Below are 15,741 nucleotides of genomic sequence, written 5' to 3' on the forward strand. Positions count from 1 at the left end.
CACGGGTACCCGCCCCCTCAGAACGCGTCCGAAGGCACGTACCTCCCCCACACCTCGCGCAGCGCGTCGCAGACCTCGCCCACCGTCGCCCGCGCCCCGAGCGCGTCCTTCATCGGGTACAGGACGTTGTCCGTGCCCTCGGCCGCCTCCCGCAGCCGGGCCAGGGCGGCGTCCACCGAGCCCTGGTCGCGGTCGGCGCGGAGCTTCGCCAGGCGGGCCGCCTGCTCGGCCTCGATCGCGGGGTCGACGCGGAGCGGCTCGTACGGCTCCTCCTCGTCGAGCTGGAAGCGGTTGACGCCGACCACGACGCGTTCCGCGCTGTCGGTCTCCAGGGCGATGCGGTACGCGGAGCGCTCGATCTCGCTCTTCTGGAAGCCGCGCTCGATCGCGCTGACGGCGCCGCCCATGTCCTCGACCTTGGCCATCAGCTCCAGGGCGGCGGCCTCGACGGCATCGGTCATCGACTCGACGACGTACGACCCCGCGAACGGGTCCACAGTGGCCGTGACGTCCGTCTCGTACGCCAGGACCTGCTGGGTGCGCAGGGCCAGGCGGGCCGACTTGTCGGTGGGGAGGGCGATCGCCTCGTCGAAGGAGTTGGTGTGCAGCGACTGCGTGCCGCCCAGCACCGCGGCCAGGCCCTGGACGGCGACGCGCACCAGATTGACCTCGGGCTGCTGGGCGGTCAGCTGGACGCCCGCGGTCTGGGTGTGGAAGCGCAGCATCAGCGACTTGGGGTTCTCGGCGCCGAACTCCTCCTTCATCACCCGCGCCCAGATCCGGCGGGCGGCGCGGAACTTGGCGACCTCTTCGAGGATCGTGGTGCGGGCGACGAAGAAGAAGGAGAGCCGGGGCGCGAAGTCGTCGACGTCCATGCCGGCCGCGACGGCGGTACGTACGTACTCGATGCCGTCGGCGAGGGTGAAGGCGATCTCCTGCGCGGGCGAGGCCCCGGCCTCGGCCATGTGGTAGCCGGAGATCGAGATGGTGTTCCACTTCGGGAACTCGGCCCGGCAGTACTTGAAGATGTCGGCGATCAGCCGCAGCGAGGGGCCGGGCGGGAAGATGTACGTGCCGCGCGCGATGTACTCCTTGAGCACATCGTTCTGGATGGTGCCGGTGAGCTTCCGGGCCGGGACGCCCTGCTCCTCGCCGACCAGTTGGTAGAGCAGCAGGAGCAGTGCGGCCGGGGCGTTGATCGTCATGGACGTGGAGACCCGGTCCAGCGGGATCCCGTCGAACAGCACCCGCATGTCGTCGATCGAGTCGATCGCGACCCCGACCTTGCCGACCTCGCCGGACGCGATCGGCGCGTCCGAGTCGTGGCCCATCTGGGTGGGCAGGTCGAAGGCGACGGACAGGCCCGTCGTCCCGTTGGCGATCAGCTGCTTGTAGCGGGCGTTGGATTCCGTGGCCGTACCGAAACCCGCGTACTGGCGCATCGTCCACGGACGGCCGGTATACATCGAGGGGTAGACACCGCGCGTGAAGGGGTAGGCACCCGGCTCTCCCAGCTTTTCGCCGGGGCTCCAGCCGTCGAGTGCGCCCGGTCCGTAGACCGGTTCGATGGGCAGTCCCGACTCCGACTCGCGCGTCATCTGCTGTGCCTCCCGCTGAAGCTGCTCAGTAAAGCTACTTACTGGTAACCACGATTCCCGCGACGGACTGTAGCGGTGGGCGCGAGACCGTTGGAGAGGGACGGGCTGGGACCTTGCTCACAGCCCCGCACCGGGTCTCGTCGCCGCTCTCCCCATCATGCGCGGGCTTTGGCAACCGGGCAGAGCGGGAATCCGTCCAAGGGGACACCGGACACACCGGAAACACAGGGGGCCGAGATGATGGGCAGCACCACCGCAAGCACCTCACGGAACGCGAAACGGGCTCGGGCGGGAGCCGCGGTGCTCGCCGTTCTCACCGTCGCCGCCGCGACGGCCGGCTGCAAGGCGCAGGCCGCCGACAGCACACCGGCCGCCCCTTCGGCGCCGCCGCGGGCCACCGCCACCGACGACGGCAAGCCCGGCGCACCGCCGTCCTCGCCCACCGCCTCGCCGTCGTCGACGCCGCCGACGGCCACGGCGTCGCCCACGGCCTCGCCCACGCCGAAGCCCGACCCGCAGGGCACGACGCTGATGGCGAGCGGTTCCCAGGGCAAGCAGGTGCGCGAACTCCAGGCCCGGCTGCGGCAGATCGGCCACTTCGACCGCAGCCCCACCGGCTACTACGGCACCGTCACGGTCGCCGCGGTCCAGTCCTTCCAGGGCAAGCGGGGCCTGACCCGTACGGGCGAGGCGGACACCCTCACCTGGCAGAAGCTGCTCGGCATGACGCACGAGCCGACCGCCGCCGAGCTGAACCCGCCGACCACCCGGCCGGTCACCAAGCCGGACAAGCGGTGCATGACCGGCCGGGTGCTCTGCATCAGCAAGAACAGCCGGACGCTGTCCTGGATGATCGACGGCCGGGTCGTGTCGTCGATGGACGTCCGCTTCGGCTCCCAGTACACACCGACGCGCGAGGGCACCTTCTCGGTCTACTGGAAGTCCCGCCACCACGTGTCGTCGATCTATCACACGGCCATGCCGTACGCGATGTTCTTCAGCGGCGGCCAGGCGGTGCACTACTCGGCGGACTTCGCGGCCCGCGGCTACAACGGCGCCTCGCACGGCTGCGTCAACGTCCGGGACGAGGGGAAGATCGCCTCGCTCTTCGCCCAGGTGAAGAACGGCGACAAGGTCGTCGTCTACGGATAGACCGGAGCGTCCGGAGAAGGAGAACGAGGAGGGGGAGAGAAGAGAAGAGGCGCGGACGGGACCGGGGGAACGTGTCCCGCCCGCGCCATGTGCGCTGAGCCGTAGGTACGGGGGGAACCCCGGCTCTGTGCGCTGCCGATGACCAGTCGGCTCACTCTGTACTGCGCCGCGGCCTCGAAAAACGTCACACCTGGTGGCGGAGGGCCGAAAAAAGCCTGTCGCGGACGGCTTCGCTCAGCTCTGTGAACCCGTGCCGGTGCCGGAGGTCCGGGCCGAGGGCGTCAGCGAGGCCGGCGTCGCGGGGATGCGCACCCCTTCGGTGAACCGGACCGAGGAGGGCAGGCCGGCCGCGGAGCCGCTGTTGTTCCTGGACGAGCCGTCCTCGCCCTGCCCGCCCTCGCCCTGGCCGTCGTCGCCCTGGTCGTTCCGGCCCTGCTCGGATCTCTCGATCACGCGGTCGCAGAACCGGTCCAGGTTCCGAGCGCCGTTGGCCAGGGCTTCGAGCTTCTGTCTGCGCTTCTCGCTCAGCTTGCCGTCGCGGTAGTCGTGGCAGGCCTGCAGCGCCTTGGCGTACCAGTCGCCGGATGCCTCGTTCCAGGGGCTCTCGGTCTGCTTGCCGCTGCGGGTGCCGCCCGGGGAGCCGGTCGAGGCGCCGCCGGGCTTCCGCTTGGCGCCGCCGCCGGGCTCCGTCGTCCTGCCGGATCTGTCGTGGTCCCGGCCCCCGGCCGGGGTGGAGGGGCCGGCCGGGGGCTTGGAGGTGCGCTCCTTCGGGGAGGGGGACGGCGGCGGCTGCGCGGTCTCGTCCGTGGTGAGCCCCGAGCCGAGTTCCTCGGGCGTCGCCTCGGCCGAGACGGAGGCCGCAGGCAGTGGAGTGTTCCGGCCGAACGGTCCGGGCAGCATCCCAGTTCCCGCCGCCACGGCCACCCCGCCGAGCGCGCAGCCCGCGAGGGAGGCGACCAGGCCGAAGCGGACGGGCCGGCTCCAGCGCGCGGAGCGGGTACGTCCGGTGGCCGCGGACGCGGTGACGTACGGGACGGAGCCGCCCGCGGCGGCCCCGATACGGACCGGGCCGCGCGCCTCGGCACCGGCGGACCGGCCCTCCGCGTTCGCCCGCGTCCCGGCCCGCGCGGACCGGCCGGCCGTACGGAAGGCGGTGAGCGCCGCGGCCTCGCCGGGCAGTTCCGCGGTGGCCGGGCGGGTGGCGCGGGCGGCGGCGTCCAGCGCGGCCACGAGCCTCTCGGCGTCCGTACACGACCGGCCGCCGACGGGATCGACCGGCTCGCCGCGGAGCAGTCTCTCCGCGGCGTCCTTGTCAAGCCATTCGTACCGCTCGTCGGCCATCACATGTCCTTCTGCGTCCACGGACGCGAATGCGTCACACCGGCCGGCGCCGCCAGGCCGTTGCGGGCGGGGCGCTGGGCGGGCACCGCGTCGAGTTCCGCCGTCCGGGCAGCCGTGCTCCGGTGCGGGGCGGACGGATCCGCCGGATCTCCTTCGGGGGCGCCGTCCGCGCCGCCGTTCTCATCGTCGCCGTCGCCGTCGCCGTCCGTGCGCAACAGCTCGGCCAGCCGCTTCAGACCCCGGTGCGCCGCGGTCCGTACCGCCCCCGGACGCTTGCCCAGCGTCTGCGCGGCACCCTTCGCGTCCAGGCCCACGACCACCCGCAGCACCACGGCCTCGGCCTGGTCCTGCGGCAGCTGGGCGATGAGCGACATCGTGCGGCCGGTGGCCAGGGCCTCCATCGCCTCGTCCGCGGTGTCGGACTCGGCCGGCCGCTCGGACAGCTCCGACTCGTCGCCGCCGATCGCGGGACGCCTGCCGCGCATCCGCAGATGGTCCAGCGCACGGTTGCGCGCTATGCGCGCCGCCCAGCCGCGGAAGCGGTCGGCGTCGCCGCTGAACCGGTCGAGGTCGCGCGCTATCTGCAACCAGGACTCGGACGCCACGTCCTCGGCGTCCGGCTCCCCCACCAGTGTCCTTATGTAGCCCAGCAGCCGCGGCTGCACAGCGCGGTACACAGTACGGAAGGCGTCCTCGTCCCCGTCCTGTGCCGCAAGTACCGCGGCAGTGAGCTCCGCGTCGTCCCCCAGCACTCCCTCAACCTGCCCTGCTGTCCCGAATCGCAGCTGGTCATCACTGCCGCGCCACCCTGCGCGACTCAGCACGCTACGTCCTCGGCGGGGCTCGCGTCCATGACTTGTACAACCCGCAACATTCCTTGGACACCCTGCGGTGTGACAGAAAACGCAGCGACGGCGCTGAGAGGAGTACGGGGTCGTCCTACGGCCCCGCGGAAGACGACCGGGGCCTCTCCTGTGGGGGGTGGCGGCCCCGGTCGTCGCCCCGGCATGTGGCCCCTTGACCAGGTGCTTTGTGGGCCGCCTACCCCCTCCGTGACCAACGGCGTGACCAACGCGCCAGCGAATCCTTCTGGGTGGGTACGTTCCCGGACTCCGGATACCCAAGTGACCAGCACTTTCCAGCGCTCACCCGACCCAGCCGCGTTCAGTCGCTGCGTGAGCTCAGGACAGGCTCCTGGCACCTTCCATTCGGCCCCGGAGGCCACCGACGCGAAGAGCGCGCCCGAAAGCGCAACCCAGGCGCCTCCGTCGCCGAGACGATCGCGAACGATCACCGGACAGCAGCAGCCACTAGAGTGCCCAGCGTGAACACCGCGCCTCAGCAGACGACCGTCTTCCGCCTGATCGTGACGGGTGGCGGCACTGGCGGTCACACATACCCCGCTCTCACCGCGATCCGTACCTTGCAGGCACGCCTGGATGCTTCCGGCCGCACTCTGGACGTCCTGTGGATCGGCACGGCCGAGGGCCTTGAAGCCCGGGTCACCAGCGCCGAGGGCATCCCGTTCACCACCGTCGCCACGGGCAAGATCCGGCGTCACGCGAACCCGCTGAAGATGGTGTCGCCCGCCAACGTCCGGGACATGGCGCGCGTGCCGATCGGGGTCGCTCAGGCGCGCAGTGCCGTCTCCGCCTTCCGGCCGGACGTCGTCCTCGCCACGGGGGGTTACGTCGCCGTGCCGACGGGGCTCGCCGCCAGGATGTGCCGGGTACCGCTGGTCCTGCACGAGCAGACCGTCCGCCTCGGCCTCGCCAACCGTAAGCTCGCCGGTTCCGCCGCGCGGATCGCCGTGTCCTCGGAGTCGACGCTGCCGCTCCTGCCGGAGGGCGTGCGGTCGGCGGCGGTGGTCACCGGCAACCCCGTACGACCGGAGGTCCTGACCGGCCACCCGGACAAGGCCGTGACCGCGCTCGGCCTCCACAGCTTCGACCGCCGTCTCCCGACCGTGTACGTCACCGGAGGCGCGCAGGGCTCTCAGCAGATCAACGACGTGGTCGGCGGCGAACTGCCGTGGCTGCTGGAGCGCGCCAACGTGGTGCACCAGTGCGGCCCGGCCCACCGGGAGGCACTGTCCGCGCGCGCCGCAGAGCTTCCGGCCTCCCTCGCCGCCCGGTACCACCTCACCCCGTTCGTCGGACCGGAGCTGCCGGACGTCCTGGCCCTGGCCGATCTGGTGATCTCCCGCAGCGGTGCGGGCACCCTGGCCGAGCTGACCGCCCTGGGCAAGCCGGCGGTGTTCATCCCGCTCGCGACGGCGGCCGGGAACGAGCAGGCCCACAACGCCCGTCACCTGGAAGAGGCCGGGGCAGCAGTCGCACTCCTGGGCGACGTCACCGGCGGGCACCTGCGCGGGGCGGTCGGCCCACTCCTCGACGATCCGGAGCGCCGCAACGCGATGGCCGCGGCAGCCAGGGCACACGGCCGCCCGGACGCTGCGGAAAGGCTCGTGGACGTGATCATGTCCGCAGCGTCCCAGTAACAGCGCAGCCTGGAGTGGGCTAAGTGATCCGTCCGCCGGCGTGCAGGGCAGTGCCGGCTTCAATGAGCACAGCGCACTCGTGGAATGCAGCGCCGTCCTGGCCCATCGGGTCGGGCACGTCCCGGTCGCCAAGGTAGAGGCGCAATTTGTTCTCATTCTCCGAACCGCAGACGGCCCGGAGGGTGGCGAGAACGGAGGCGTCCATGGCGAGTACCGTGTCCGCCCAATCCAGCATGTCCGGGGTGATCTGCTGGGCACGGTGGGCGGTGAGGTCATAACCCAGACGCCGGGCGGCGTCGATCATGGCGGAATGGGCTGGCTGGTCCTGCCACTTGCCGATCAGCCCGGCCGAGCGGACGGACGTACGTGGTCCGCCCCGCCGGGCGAGAGCAAGCTGGGCGAAGGGGCTGCGACAGTAGTTCCCCAGACACACGGCGAGCAGGTTCGACATCATGCGCCGCCCGTGGCCTTGAGCGCGTGTTCCAGGGCGGTCACCACTCGATGGACCTCTGCCTCGGTGAGGTGCTGGTGGAAAGGCAGGCTCAGGATCTCGCGGCTGACCCGTTCGGTGGCGGGCAGGTCACGCCTCCAGCGCGCGAATGCGGGCTGGAGGTGGTTGGGCGGGTAGTGAACGCCGACGCCGATGTTCCTGGCGCGTAGGTGGGCGAATACGTGGTCCCGGTGCGGTACGCGGACCTGACACAGGTGCGGCACCGTGTGGTCGACGTCGACGTCGACGAGCGTCACCCCCTCCAGCGCGTCCAAGGCATCGCTGTAGGTGCGCCACAAATGCCGCCGGGAGCGCACGGTGGTGTCGAAATGGTCGAGCTGCGCCAGCCCGATGGCGGCGTTGATGGACGAGAGCTGATACCGCAAGCCGAAGCCTTCCACCTGGTAGCTGGTGGTCTCAGCGCGCTCGCTCTGGGACTGCGTGACGCCAAGCATGCGAAGTCGGCGAACGGCGGCGGCCTCCTCGGGCGTACGGGGGATGACGGCCCCGCCTTGGCCGCAGGTCAGATTCTTGACAGGCCCGAAGGAGAAGCACGTCAGGGCCGTGTCGTCTGCGCCGACGTGATGGGATCCGCAGTGAGAGCCGAAGGCATGGGCTGCGTCCTCGATGACCACGATGCCCCGCTCCGCCAGATCCTCGCGAATGGAACTGAGGTCGACGGCCCGGCCGCCGAAGAGCACCGGCAGCACCGCGGCCGTGTCATCGGTGACTGCCTCCATGACGAGTTGCGGGGTGACGCACAACGTCGCCGGGTCTACGTCGATGAACCGCGGGACCGCTCCGACAGCCCGGATGACCTGCACGGTGGCGCAGAACGTCATGGACGGCACGATCACCTCGTCACCACGACCGGTGCCAGTGGCCAGCAGGGCGCTGTGCAGGGCGGCGGTGCCGGAGGTGACGGCCACCGCGTCCGGCACACCGAGGTGGGCAGCGATCCGGCTCTCGAATTCGGCGGTGAGGTCAGTGTGCCCGTACTGTCCGGTCCCCAGGACTCGGGCGACAGACGCTGCCTCTCGTCCGTAGAGGTATGGGGACGCGTTGCGCCGGGCATCGGGGATGGTAAGGCTCATGTGGTTACCCCGTTCATGGTGATGCGCTTCAGATCGGTCGTCTCGCCGACGGCCAACGTCTCGACGTAATTGGTCAGGAACACCCCTGGCCGGTAGGTCAGGCGGTCGTGGTTGACCGGGAGGCCGAACAGCCCGTTAACCATCTGGCCGACGAGTTCGGCTCCGGCCGCCTCGGTCAGCGGAAAGCCACCGGCGATCCGGACGTTCAATTCGGTGATGGTGACCTGGCCGTTGTCCTGGACGAAGCCCTGTACGCAGCACAGTCCCTCGGCGCGTAGGGCGCGTAGGGCGGCCCGCACGAGATCGAGCACGACGGTGTCGTGGAAGGTGGTGGAGACAGCGGCGAGCCCGGCCTTGACCAGGTCCCGGCGGCGCAGGATCACCGACGCTCGACCTGTGCGGTCCACCAGGCAGTCCGCCGTGAACTCGGTTCCGTACACCCGCTCCTGCACCAAGGCGTCAGGGACCACCTCGCTCAACAGCAGGGCGTGCTCCTTCTTCTCGACGAAGTGGACGTGCTGGGCACCGTGGCCGCGTCGGGGCTTGACCACCAGCTGCGTGTTCTCGGGAACCCGATCGAGGGTGTCGCCCCACCAAGATCGAGGGGTGGGCACTCCGTGCTCGGCGAGCACTCGATGAAAGGCTGCCTTGTCGATGCACGCGTGCACCGATGCGGGTTCGGGCAGCCACATACGCACGCCGATCTCCTCCAGCCGAGAGCTCATGCGCAGCAGCGGCGGGAGATCGTTCTCGATGGCGGGTACCACCGCGTCCACCGCCAGCGCCCGGCACAGCCCGGCCATGCGGGCTCGATAGTCCTCGTCGTCAGCCAGCGGAATGACCTGGGGCACGACTTGCGGGAGAAGGAACCCTGGGGCGAGAGGGTTGGCGTCGGCGGCGATGACTTGGTGGCCAAGGCGGGCAAGGCTCCGGGCCAGCCCGAAGCCCGGGTTGGCCCCGGTGCCGGTGACCAGGATCCGGCGCGGGGCGATCGGGTCAGCGGGCACGGTCGTCCTCCAGAGATGCGAGCGCGGGGCGGGAAGCCGGCAAGGAGGTGCGCCACAGACCGCCGCTCGCGAGCGGGGCCCACCGATCGGGGTTACGGCGGTACCACTCGGCGGTTTCAGCCAGCCCATCCTCCAGGCGGTGAACAGGCCGGTATCCGAGCTGGTTGCGAGCCTTGGACCAGTCGATCGAGTAACGGACGTCGTTCGACGGTCGGTCGGGGATGTACGTGACCGCGTCCCACGTCGCGCCGCAGATGTTCAGCAGGTGGCCGGTCAGCTCCTTGCTGGACAGGTCAGTGCCTCCACCGAGGTTGTAGACCTCCCCCGGTTCCCCACCACGCAGCACCGCCTCGATCCCGGCACAGTTGTCTTCTACGTGCAGCCAGTTACGTACGTGCTGCCCCCGGTCGTGGAGAGTGACGGGCGCTCCTCGCAAGAGCCGGGTCACGAAGAGCGGGATGATCTTTTCCGGGTACTGGTAGGGCCCGTAGTTGTTGCTGCTGCGCGTCACACACAGCGGGAGTCCAAGGGTCTGGTGAGCACCCAGGGCTACCAGGTCGGCGGCCGCCTTCGACACCGCGTACGGGACCGAGGGGCGCAAGGGTGAACTCTCGGTCGCTGCTCCCTTCGGCAGCGGGCCGTACACCTCGTCGGTCGAGACATGGACGAATTTGTCGATGCCGTGGCGGTGAGCCGCGTCCACAAGCACCCGGGTACCGAGAACATTCGTGGACAGAAACCCGTCGACCGCGTCATAGGAGCGATCGACGTGGGACTCGGCCGCGAAATGCACCACTGCTGTGGGACCGGACGCCATCAAGTTGTCGACAGCCGTTGCGTCTCGGATGTCACCATGGACGAACCGGAGCTTGTCCGACAAGAACGCCATGCCCAGGTTCTCGATGTGACCGGCATAGGTGAGGGCGTCGAGGACGGTCACGTGGGCGATGTCCTTGGTCTGGATGATCCGCTTGACGAAGTGCGAGCCGATGAAGCCCGCACCTCCAGTGACGAGTACGTGTTTCATGCACGCCTCCCGGAATAGTGGCGGCCCGGCACATCACGCAGAGAGCCGATGTCCGCAGGCCGTCGAGAGATGCCCGGAACCTCGCCGAGCTGCCTCCACGGTGGGCCGCACACCTCGTTGGAGTCTGTATGCCCGATGTGGGCCTGCTCTGTGAATCGGGTCGCTACGGTGCCGTACAGGCACCAGAGTTGGGGGGTGTGCATGACGACGGAAGCGGTACGACATCCCCTGACTTACGTTCGCCAACAGCGCGGGTGGAGCATGGAAAAGCTCGCCCATCACCTGAACCTGGCCGCGCAACGCCGCGGTCTTCGCATCGCTGCCGACCGCAGTCGCATCTACCGGTGGGAGCACAGGCGGGTAGGCGCTCCCAGCGACCTCTATCAAGAGCTGCTGGCCGACGTTCTGGGCATCGATTCCGCCCGGTTGCGGACCGTGGCATGGCCGTGGTGGCTCCCCGCCTACGATCGCCCATTCCCCTTCAGCCCAGCCGGCGTCCGCGCCGCCCACACGGAGTTATTGGTGGATCTCGACCAGCCTGACCGCCGCACCTTCCTCGTCCTCGCCGCCGGATCCTTAGTCGGAGTGGCAACCGAATGGGCCCGCGTCGAACCCGAACGTCTGGCCGGGGCTCTGGCAGGGCGCCGCGTCGACGAAAGCCTGCTCACCTGGCTGGAGAGCAGCGTCGAACGTCTCCCCAGCCTGGCGAACACATCCCCTCGGGAGTGTGCCGACCTCCTCGGCGCGGCCATGCGCGTCAGCATCAACCTGCTCGACTCGGCCCGCTACGACGAACCCACCGGCCGCCGCCTGCGTACCGTCCTGGCTCAGGCAGCCCAGAGCGCCGCCTGGCTCCATTTCGACCAAGGCCGCCATGCCTCGGCGCAACGCCACTGGCGCACTGCCCTGCACTCAGCCCACAGCGCCGACGACCGCGACCTCGGAGCGGGGGTCCTCTCCGACCTCGCCTACGCCGCCACCTGGCTCGGCCACCCCGGCGAAGCGGTCGATATCCTCGCCCACGCCCGCAGACGAACTCGCCACGCGACCGCTCGCTCCCTGTTGGATGTGCGCCGCGCTCGCGCCCTTGCCGTTCTCCAGGACGGCGTCGGCACCGCCCGTGCGCTCAACGACGCCGAACACCAACTGGAGCGTGGCCGCACACAATCCGCACCCGCTTGGGTGTCGTGGATGTCATCCGCCGACCTCGCCGTCGATGCCGGGCGCTGCTGGCTGGATCTGGAAGATCCACGGCGAGCCACCGCCGCGTTGGAGGAGGGCCTGAGCCTGCTGGTCCCCGAACGAGAGAGGACCCGCGCCATCATGCTCACCTATCGTGCCCACGCCGCGCTCGCCGGCCATGACGTCGACGCCGCCGTGGCGGATACCCGAACAGCGCTGGACACCGCCCTGGGCACAGGTGCTTCACGGTGCCTCGACCTGGTGCACAGCACTCTGCGGGATTCACTCGAACCCCATAAGGGCGAAACCGCCGTTCGCGACTTGCGCTCGTACGCCCACCAGCGGCTGGCGTCCGTGGCCACGTGAACGGCCTGCCCGGACACCGGAAGAGCTGAGCGCATCGCATGACCAACGCGTGACCAACAGCGCCCAGGAGCAGACAGAAACGCCTGGAAACAGGCCGAGGTAATCTGAAGTCGGGAACCCGCACTTGGACGGCAAACTCGCAGTTCAGAGGGCTGCTTCGACTGGATACGGCCGAGGGTGGCGGCCCCGGTCGTCCTCGCTTTCTCTGCGCCTCTGACCAGGCATTGCCCAAGGCACGGGGGCCTGTCATGACCAACCCGTGACCAACGCGCCCAAGCGTTCATCCGGTCTTCCCCGGGCCGATGCACCGCGCCCCCCTCCAGCCGAGTCCTCGGCCCCCGCGCTGGATGCCCCGCCAGGCCTCTCGGACACCAGCCAAAATTCACCGGCCGCGCCGATCCGGCGAGTGTCTCAGCACCACACTTTCTTGAAGCAGCAGGCGGTGGTTGCTGCACCCTCGCCGCGCCATACCGTGCGCGGTCACGGAGGGCCGAGGCTCCGCGTCGCGAGCCGTCGACATCGGCCCGCACCACCTCAACCCCCCTCTCCGAGCGGATCACCCCCATGACCGCCCGGCTCAGCCGGAACTCCTGCGCGGCAAAGCCCCACGCCCGCGACAGTGATGCGGGTCACTCTCCGACTCTCCTTCGGCGGCACCCGCGCGCATTGCGGCCCGACTCCCACCTCTCTCAAGCAGCGGGAACTCGATCAAAGTTATGCGCAGTGGTACTGCGCAGAGATCTCCTTGCGTCGCAAGGCGGCACTGGTGTCCCGCAAGGACATCACGCGCGCTGCTAACTTGGTGTCACTTCCCGGCCGACGGGACACCGGAAGTACGGCCCAAAGATGCGCAGTTCAACTGCGCACATTTACATCCGACATGCCGCGAGCCGATCAGAACCGCCCGAGCAAGGAGCCCTCAGTGGACAACACGGATCCGAACGGCCCTGCCGCAGAGATCGTCGACCGGCTATGGCGCGCGTACGCGCCGTTTCAGCGGGGCCGGAACACGGACCGCGACCTCACCGCGATGCTCGCGGTCCTGGTGCTCGCGCGCTTCGTCGACTCTGTGACCGACCCGGGCGAGGAACTCTCCAAACGGTGGTCCAGGGCGGTCTCGGAAGCCAGAACCGGGTATCCACCGCTGCGAGACCTGCAAGGCGCGTTCTTGCTCGCCTCCAGGCACGAGCAGTTCCCCGCACTCACTCCCTGGATCCCGGAGAACGCGTTCGGCGATAACGGCGAGGCCGACGATCTCCCCTGGACGGCGGCCTTCCTCACCGCGCTCCAGCAGCCACCCGAGGCCGCCGAGACCAGCCTCAAGGAGGTCGGCGACCTGCTTCTTGAGCGGTACGCCTCGGAAAGCGCCGCCCAGACGGGCGAGTTCTACACACCGCGTACGATCACGCGGCTGCTCACGGAAGCCCTGTCCCCGCAGCCCGGCGATCGCGTGCTCGATCCAGCCTGCGGCAGCGGAGGGATGCTCGCCGCCGCCGCGCAGTACATCGCGCAGCAAGGACACCTCGGCGGCGGCTCGTTCGAGGGCTATGCCATGGATCACCGAAATCCCGACTTGGCCATGCTGAACCTGGCCCTGCACGGGATCGAACGCCCCGTGGTGCGAGCCTCGGACCCCGGGACGCTCTTCCGGAGCCCGGGCGACGGCATGGCCGAATTCGTGCTGAGCAACCCGCCATTCAACCAGCGCGTCCAGGGACTGAACCACCTCGACTGGCCCTTCGGGCCGCCTCCCGAGTCGAACGCGAACTTCGCCTGGCTCCAACTCGCGTGGACCCGACTCAGCGACAAGGGGATGGCCGCCCTGGTCATGCCGTCGGGCGCTGCCTCCGCGCGCGGCAGCCAGGCGAAGATCCGCAAGAGGATGCTGGCGGCAGGCACGCTTCTCGCCGTCGTCGCGCTGTCGGCCGATCTGTTCTCCCACACGACCGTCCCCGTGCACATCTGGCTGCTCGCCCGTGACGCGTCGCACCACCTCCCCGCCGGAGAAACCGGCTCCATCCTCTTCATCGATGCGAGCCGACTCGGAACGCAGACTCCGCGCGGCACACGTGAACTCCTCCCTGCGGACACGGACCGAATCAGCAACCGGTTCCACGCCTGGCAGAGGTCTCCCCGCGCCACCCCCGACGAACCCGGGTTCTCCTGCTCGGTCTCATACGACGAGATCCTGGAGGACGACAACTGTTCTCTCGATCCCCGGCTGCACGTAGCCCCCGTCCGGAAGCGACACACCGCAGCACTGAACACCCGCGGCCTGCTCCACGAGCTGACCGAGCGGGCCGAATCGACAGCCGGCGCGACAGCCCCCCTCTGCAGGAGCTTCGACCGGAGCGAGCGGGCAGCACGCGGCGAACCCGCAGCCACTCGGACGCCGCTGCGGCACCTTGTGGAAGGTGCCGCGGCAGGGGCCCCCACGGACCGGATCCTGCTGCTCGCAGGCCCCTCAGGCAGTCTGATCCGCGCCGACGACTACGTCGAATCCGACGGAGTCCCCGTCGTGATGCCCAGGGACCTGACGGGAAGCGGCTTCAGCACAGCGAACATCCGGCGCATCAGCGCGCACCACGCGGAAAGGCTGGAGCGCTTCCGCCTTCGCTCCGGTGATGTCGTCCTGGCACGCCGCGGAGAGCTGGGACGAGCGGCTGTGGTCCGCGAAGAACAGCAGGGATGGGTGTGTGGCACAGGGTGCTTCCTGCTGCGGCCCCCCGCTGAGCTCGACGCCGACTACTTCGCCGCCTACCTGCGTGGCGCGGAGGCACGCGCGTGGCTGGAGGCCCACTCCACGGGAAGCATGAAGATGAGGACCATTTCCCTCGATGTGCTCGGTGACCTGCCCGTGCTACTGCCGGACCTCGCGACCCAGCAAGCGATCGCCGAAACGATGAAGCAGCTCGACGCATACGAGCGCCTGTTGCAAGACCAGATCGTTCTGACGCGACGCATCCGTCACGACGCTCTGGGCGGAGGCCTCATACCCGTGCCGTAGCGATCGCCGGCGGCCACGCCGAGGCCTTGATCCGAGGCTCCGGGAAGCTCCCGGCGGGCTGCGACCGCAGCCGTTACCGTAATGGCATGACCGCACTGCCCGACTGGATGCGCCCGCCCCGCGCGGAAGGCTGGTTCGCGGAGGACCTGGATCACCTCCCCGAGGCCCCGCGCCACACCGAGCTGATTGACGGAGCCCTCGTATTCATGATGTCGCCCCAGCGGTCCTGGCACGGCCGTCTGATTACCGCTCTGACCACCACGCTGATGACGCAGGCGCCAGCCGGCGTAGAGGTCGAGCGAGAAATGACGATCCGCCTCGACGCCCGAAACCGACCCGAGCCGGACCTCCTGCTGACGACCCTCCCCTACGACCCCGACCGCACCTGGTACGCCCCTGGCGACGTGAAGCTCGTCGTAGAGGTCGTCTCACCCGAGTCCGCCCACCGCGACCGCACGGTCAAGCTCCGCAAATACGCAGAGGCGGGCATTCTGCACTACTGGTGCATCGAGGACGAGGACGGTACGCCCGCCGTCCACGTGTACGAGCTCGACGAACCGACGGGTGCTTACGCGCCCGCCGGTATCTTCCGGGGTTCCCTTCACCGCCTGGTGCCCTTCGAGATCAGCCTCGATCTCGACAAGCTCACGCCTCCCCGGAGCGGCTGAAGGGCCATGCCCAGGTCAGCACCTGGAGAGAGAAGAGGACTGGTTTCAGTGGGGTCCGGTCCTCTTCCGGCACCGCATGTCCGGCCACCCCGCATGACGTAACCATTGGCGGCCCGCCAGCTGGACGCATGACCAACGCGTGACCAACAGCAGCCAGGAGCAATCAGAAACACCTGGAGCAGGGCCGAACCAGACGGCAAGCGGTAACCCCCACCGAGCCGACAAAACTCCTGACCAGAGGCCCTTTGGGGGATAATTCGGCCGGGGGTGGCGGCCCCGGTCGTCCTCGTCACTCCTCTCCCCGGCTGC

At 69.4% G+C, this 15,741-nt stretch carries 12 protein-coding genes; 5 read left to right on the forward strand and 7 right to left on the reverse strand.

The window, feature by feature from the left end; all coding sequences use genetic code 11:
- Positions 1–17 precede the first annotated feature (17 nt).
- Positions 18–1,598, reverse strand: coding sequence for a methylmalonyl-CoA mutase family protein (locus ABZ622_RS00900; RefSeq protein ID WP_360539048.1), 1,581 nt, complete (start codon positions 1,596–1,598; stop codon positions 18–20).
- Positions 1,599–1,838: 240 nt separating this feature from the next.
- On the opposite strand from ABZ622_RS00900, the gene ABZ622_RS00905 reads away from it, so the two are divergent.
- The gene (locus tag ABZ622_RS00905) at positions 1,839–2,750 is read left to right on the forward strand and encodes a L,D-transpeptidase family protein (protein WP_360540205.1); all 912 of its coding nucleotides are present in this window, start codon (positions 1,839–1,841) and stop codon (positions 2,748–2,750) included.
- Between the two features lie 234 nt (positions 2,751–2,984).
- On the opposite strand, the gene ABZ622_RS00910 is transcribed toward ABZ622_RS00905, so the two are convergent.
- Positions 2,985–4,091 (reverse strand): hypothetical protein, encoded by a 1,107-nt coding sequence (locus ABZ622_RS00910; RefSeq protein ID WP_360539051.1) that lies wholly within the window; start codon positions 4,089–4,091, stop codon positions 2,985–2,987.
- The gene (locus tag ABZ622_RS00915; protein WP_360539054.1) at positions 4,091–4,843 is read right to left on the reverse strand and encodes an RNA polymerase sigma factor; all 753 of its coding nucleotides are present in this window, start codon (positions 4,841–4,843) and stop codon (positions 4,091–4,093) included. Before ABZ622_RS00915 ends, ABZ622_RS00910 begins: the two co-directional genes overlap by 1 nt.
- Before the next feature lie 572 nt (positions 4,844–5,415).
- Between ABZ622_RS00915 and ABZ622_RS00920 the strand changes: the two genes are divergently transcribed.
- Entirely contained in the window at positions 5,416–6,591 is a 1,176-nt protein-coding gene (locus tag ABZ622_RS00920) for a UDP-N-acetylglucosamine--N-acetylmuramyl-(pentapeptide) pyrophosphoryl-undecaprenol N-acetylglucosamine transferase (RefSeq protein WP_360539057.1), read from the forward strand.
- A gap of 19 nt (positions 6,592–6,610) precedes the next feature.
- Here ABZ622_RS00920 and ABZ622_RS00925 read toward each other — a convergent pair whose 3' ends face one another.
- From ABZ622_RS00925 to ABZ622_RS00940, 4 genes are read right to left on the reverse strand one after another with little or no spacing between them, the layout of a single operon-like run.
- Complete coding sequence (locus ABZ622_RS00925; RefSeq protein WP_360539060.1) at positions 6,611–7,045, reverse strand: low molecular weight phosphotyrosine protein phosphatase; 435 nt, start codon at positions 7,043–7,045, stop codon at positions 6,611–6,613.
- Positions 7,042–8,175, reverse strand: a complete 1,134-nt coding sequence (locus tag ABZ622_RS00930; RefSeq protein ID WP_360539063.1) for a DegT/DnrJ/EryC1/StrS family aminotransferase — start codon at positions 8,173–8,175, stop codon at positions 7,042–7,044. The genes ABZ622_RS00925 and ABZ622_RS00930 overlap by 4 nt, the downstream gene beginning before the upstream one ends.
- Positions 8,172–9,182: an ATP-grasp domain-containing protein gene (locus tag ABZ622_RS00935; RefSeq protein WP_360539066.1), complete on the reverse strand. Its 1,011-nt coding sequence runs from the start codon at positions 9,180–9,182 to the stop codon at positions 8,172–8,174. Before ABZ622_RS00935 ends, ABZ622_RS00930 begins: the two co-directional genes overlap by 4 nt.
- Positions 9,172–10,209 (reverse strand): dTDP-glucose 4,6-dehydratase, encoded by a 1,038-nt coding sequence (locus tag ABZ622_RS00940; protein ID WP_360539069.1) that lies wholly within the window; start codon positions 10,207–10,209, stop codon positions 9,172–9,174. Before ABZ622_RS00940 ends, ABZ622_RS00935 begins: the two co-directional genes overlap by 11 nt.
- Positions 10,210–10,470: 261 nt before the next feature.
- Between ABZ622_RS00940 and ABZ622_RS00945 the strand changes: the two genes are divergently transcribed.
- The 3 genes from ABZ622_RS00945 (at position 10,471) to ABZ622_RS00955 (ending at position 15,432) form a co-directional block, all read left to right on the forward strand.
- A complete protein-coding gene (locus tag ABZ622_RS00945; RefSeq protein ID WP_360539072.1) occupies positions 10,471–11,757 on the forward strand; it encodes an XRE family transcriptional regulator in 1,287 nt (428 codons plus the stop codon).
- A gap of 766 nt (positions 11,758–12,523) precedes the next feature.
- Positions 12,524–14,764: an N-6 DNA methylase gene (locus ABZ622_RS00950; RefSeq protein WP_360539075.1), complete on the forward strand. Its 2,241-nt coding sequence runs from the start codon at positions 12,524–12,526 to the stop codon at positions 14,762–14,764.
- An 86-nt stretch (positions 14,765–14,850) separates the two neighbouring features.
- Positions 14,851–15,432: a Uma2 family endonuclease gene (locus ABZ622_RS00955; protein WP_360539078.1), complete on the forward strand. Its 582-nt coding sequence runs from the start codon at positions 14,851–14,853 to the stop codon at positions 15,430–15,432.
- The last annotated feature ends 309 nt before the right edge of the window (positions 15,433–15,741 follow it).

Source organism: Streptomyces sp. NPDC007164 (genome assembly GCF_040634135.1).
Lineage (GTDB): Bacteria > Actinomycetota > Actinomycetes > Streptomycetales > Streptomycetaceae > Streptomyces > Streptomyces sanglieri.

What these genes read in the sequence shown, in the direction of transcription:
- ABZ622_RS00955 (WP_360539078.1), top strand. Translation starts at nt 14,851, where the DNA reads ATGACCGCACTGCCCGACTGGATGCGCCCGCCCCGCGCGGAAGGCTGG.
- ABZ622_RS00900 (WP_360539048.1), bottom strand. Translation starts at nt 1,598, where the DNA reads ATGACGCGCGAGTCGGAGTCGGGACTGCCCATCGAACCGGTCTACGGA.
- ABZ622_RS00905 (WP_360540205.1), top strand. Translation starts at nt 1,839, where the DNA reads ATGGGCAGCACCACCGCAAGCACCTCACGGAACGCGAAACGGGCTCGG.
- ABZ622_RS00945 (WP_360539072.1), top strand. Translation starts at nt 10,471, where the DNA reads ATGGAAAAGCTCGCCCATCACCTGAACCTGGCCGCGCAACGCCGCGGT.
- ABZ622_RS00940 (WP_360539069.1), bottom strand. Translation starts at nt 10,209, where the DNA reads ATGAAACACGTACTCGTCACTGGAGGTGCGGGCTTCATCGGCTCGCAC.
- ABZ622_RS00925 (WP_360539060.1), bottom strand. Translation starts at nt 7,045, where the DNA reads ATGATGTCGAACCTGCTCGCCGTGTGTCTGGGGAACTACTGTCGCAGC.
- ABZ622_RS00910 (WP_360539051.1), bottom strand. Translation starts at nt 4,091, where the DNA reads ATGGCCGACGAGCGGTACGAATGGCTTGACAAGGACGCCGCGGAGAGA.
- ABZ622_RS00930 (WP_360539063.1), bottom strand. Translation starts at nt 8,175, where the DNA reads ATGAGCCTTACCATCCCCGATGCCCGGCGCAACGCGTCCCCATACCTC.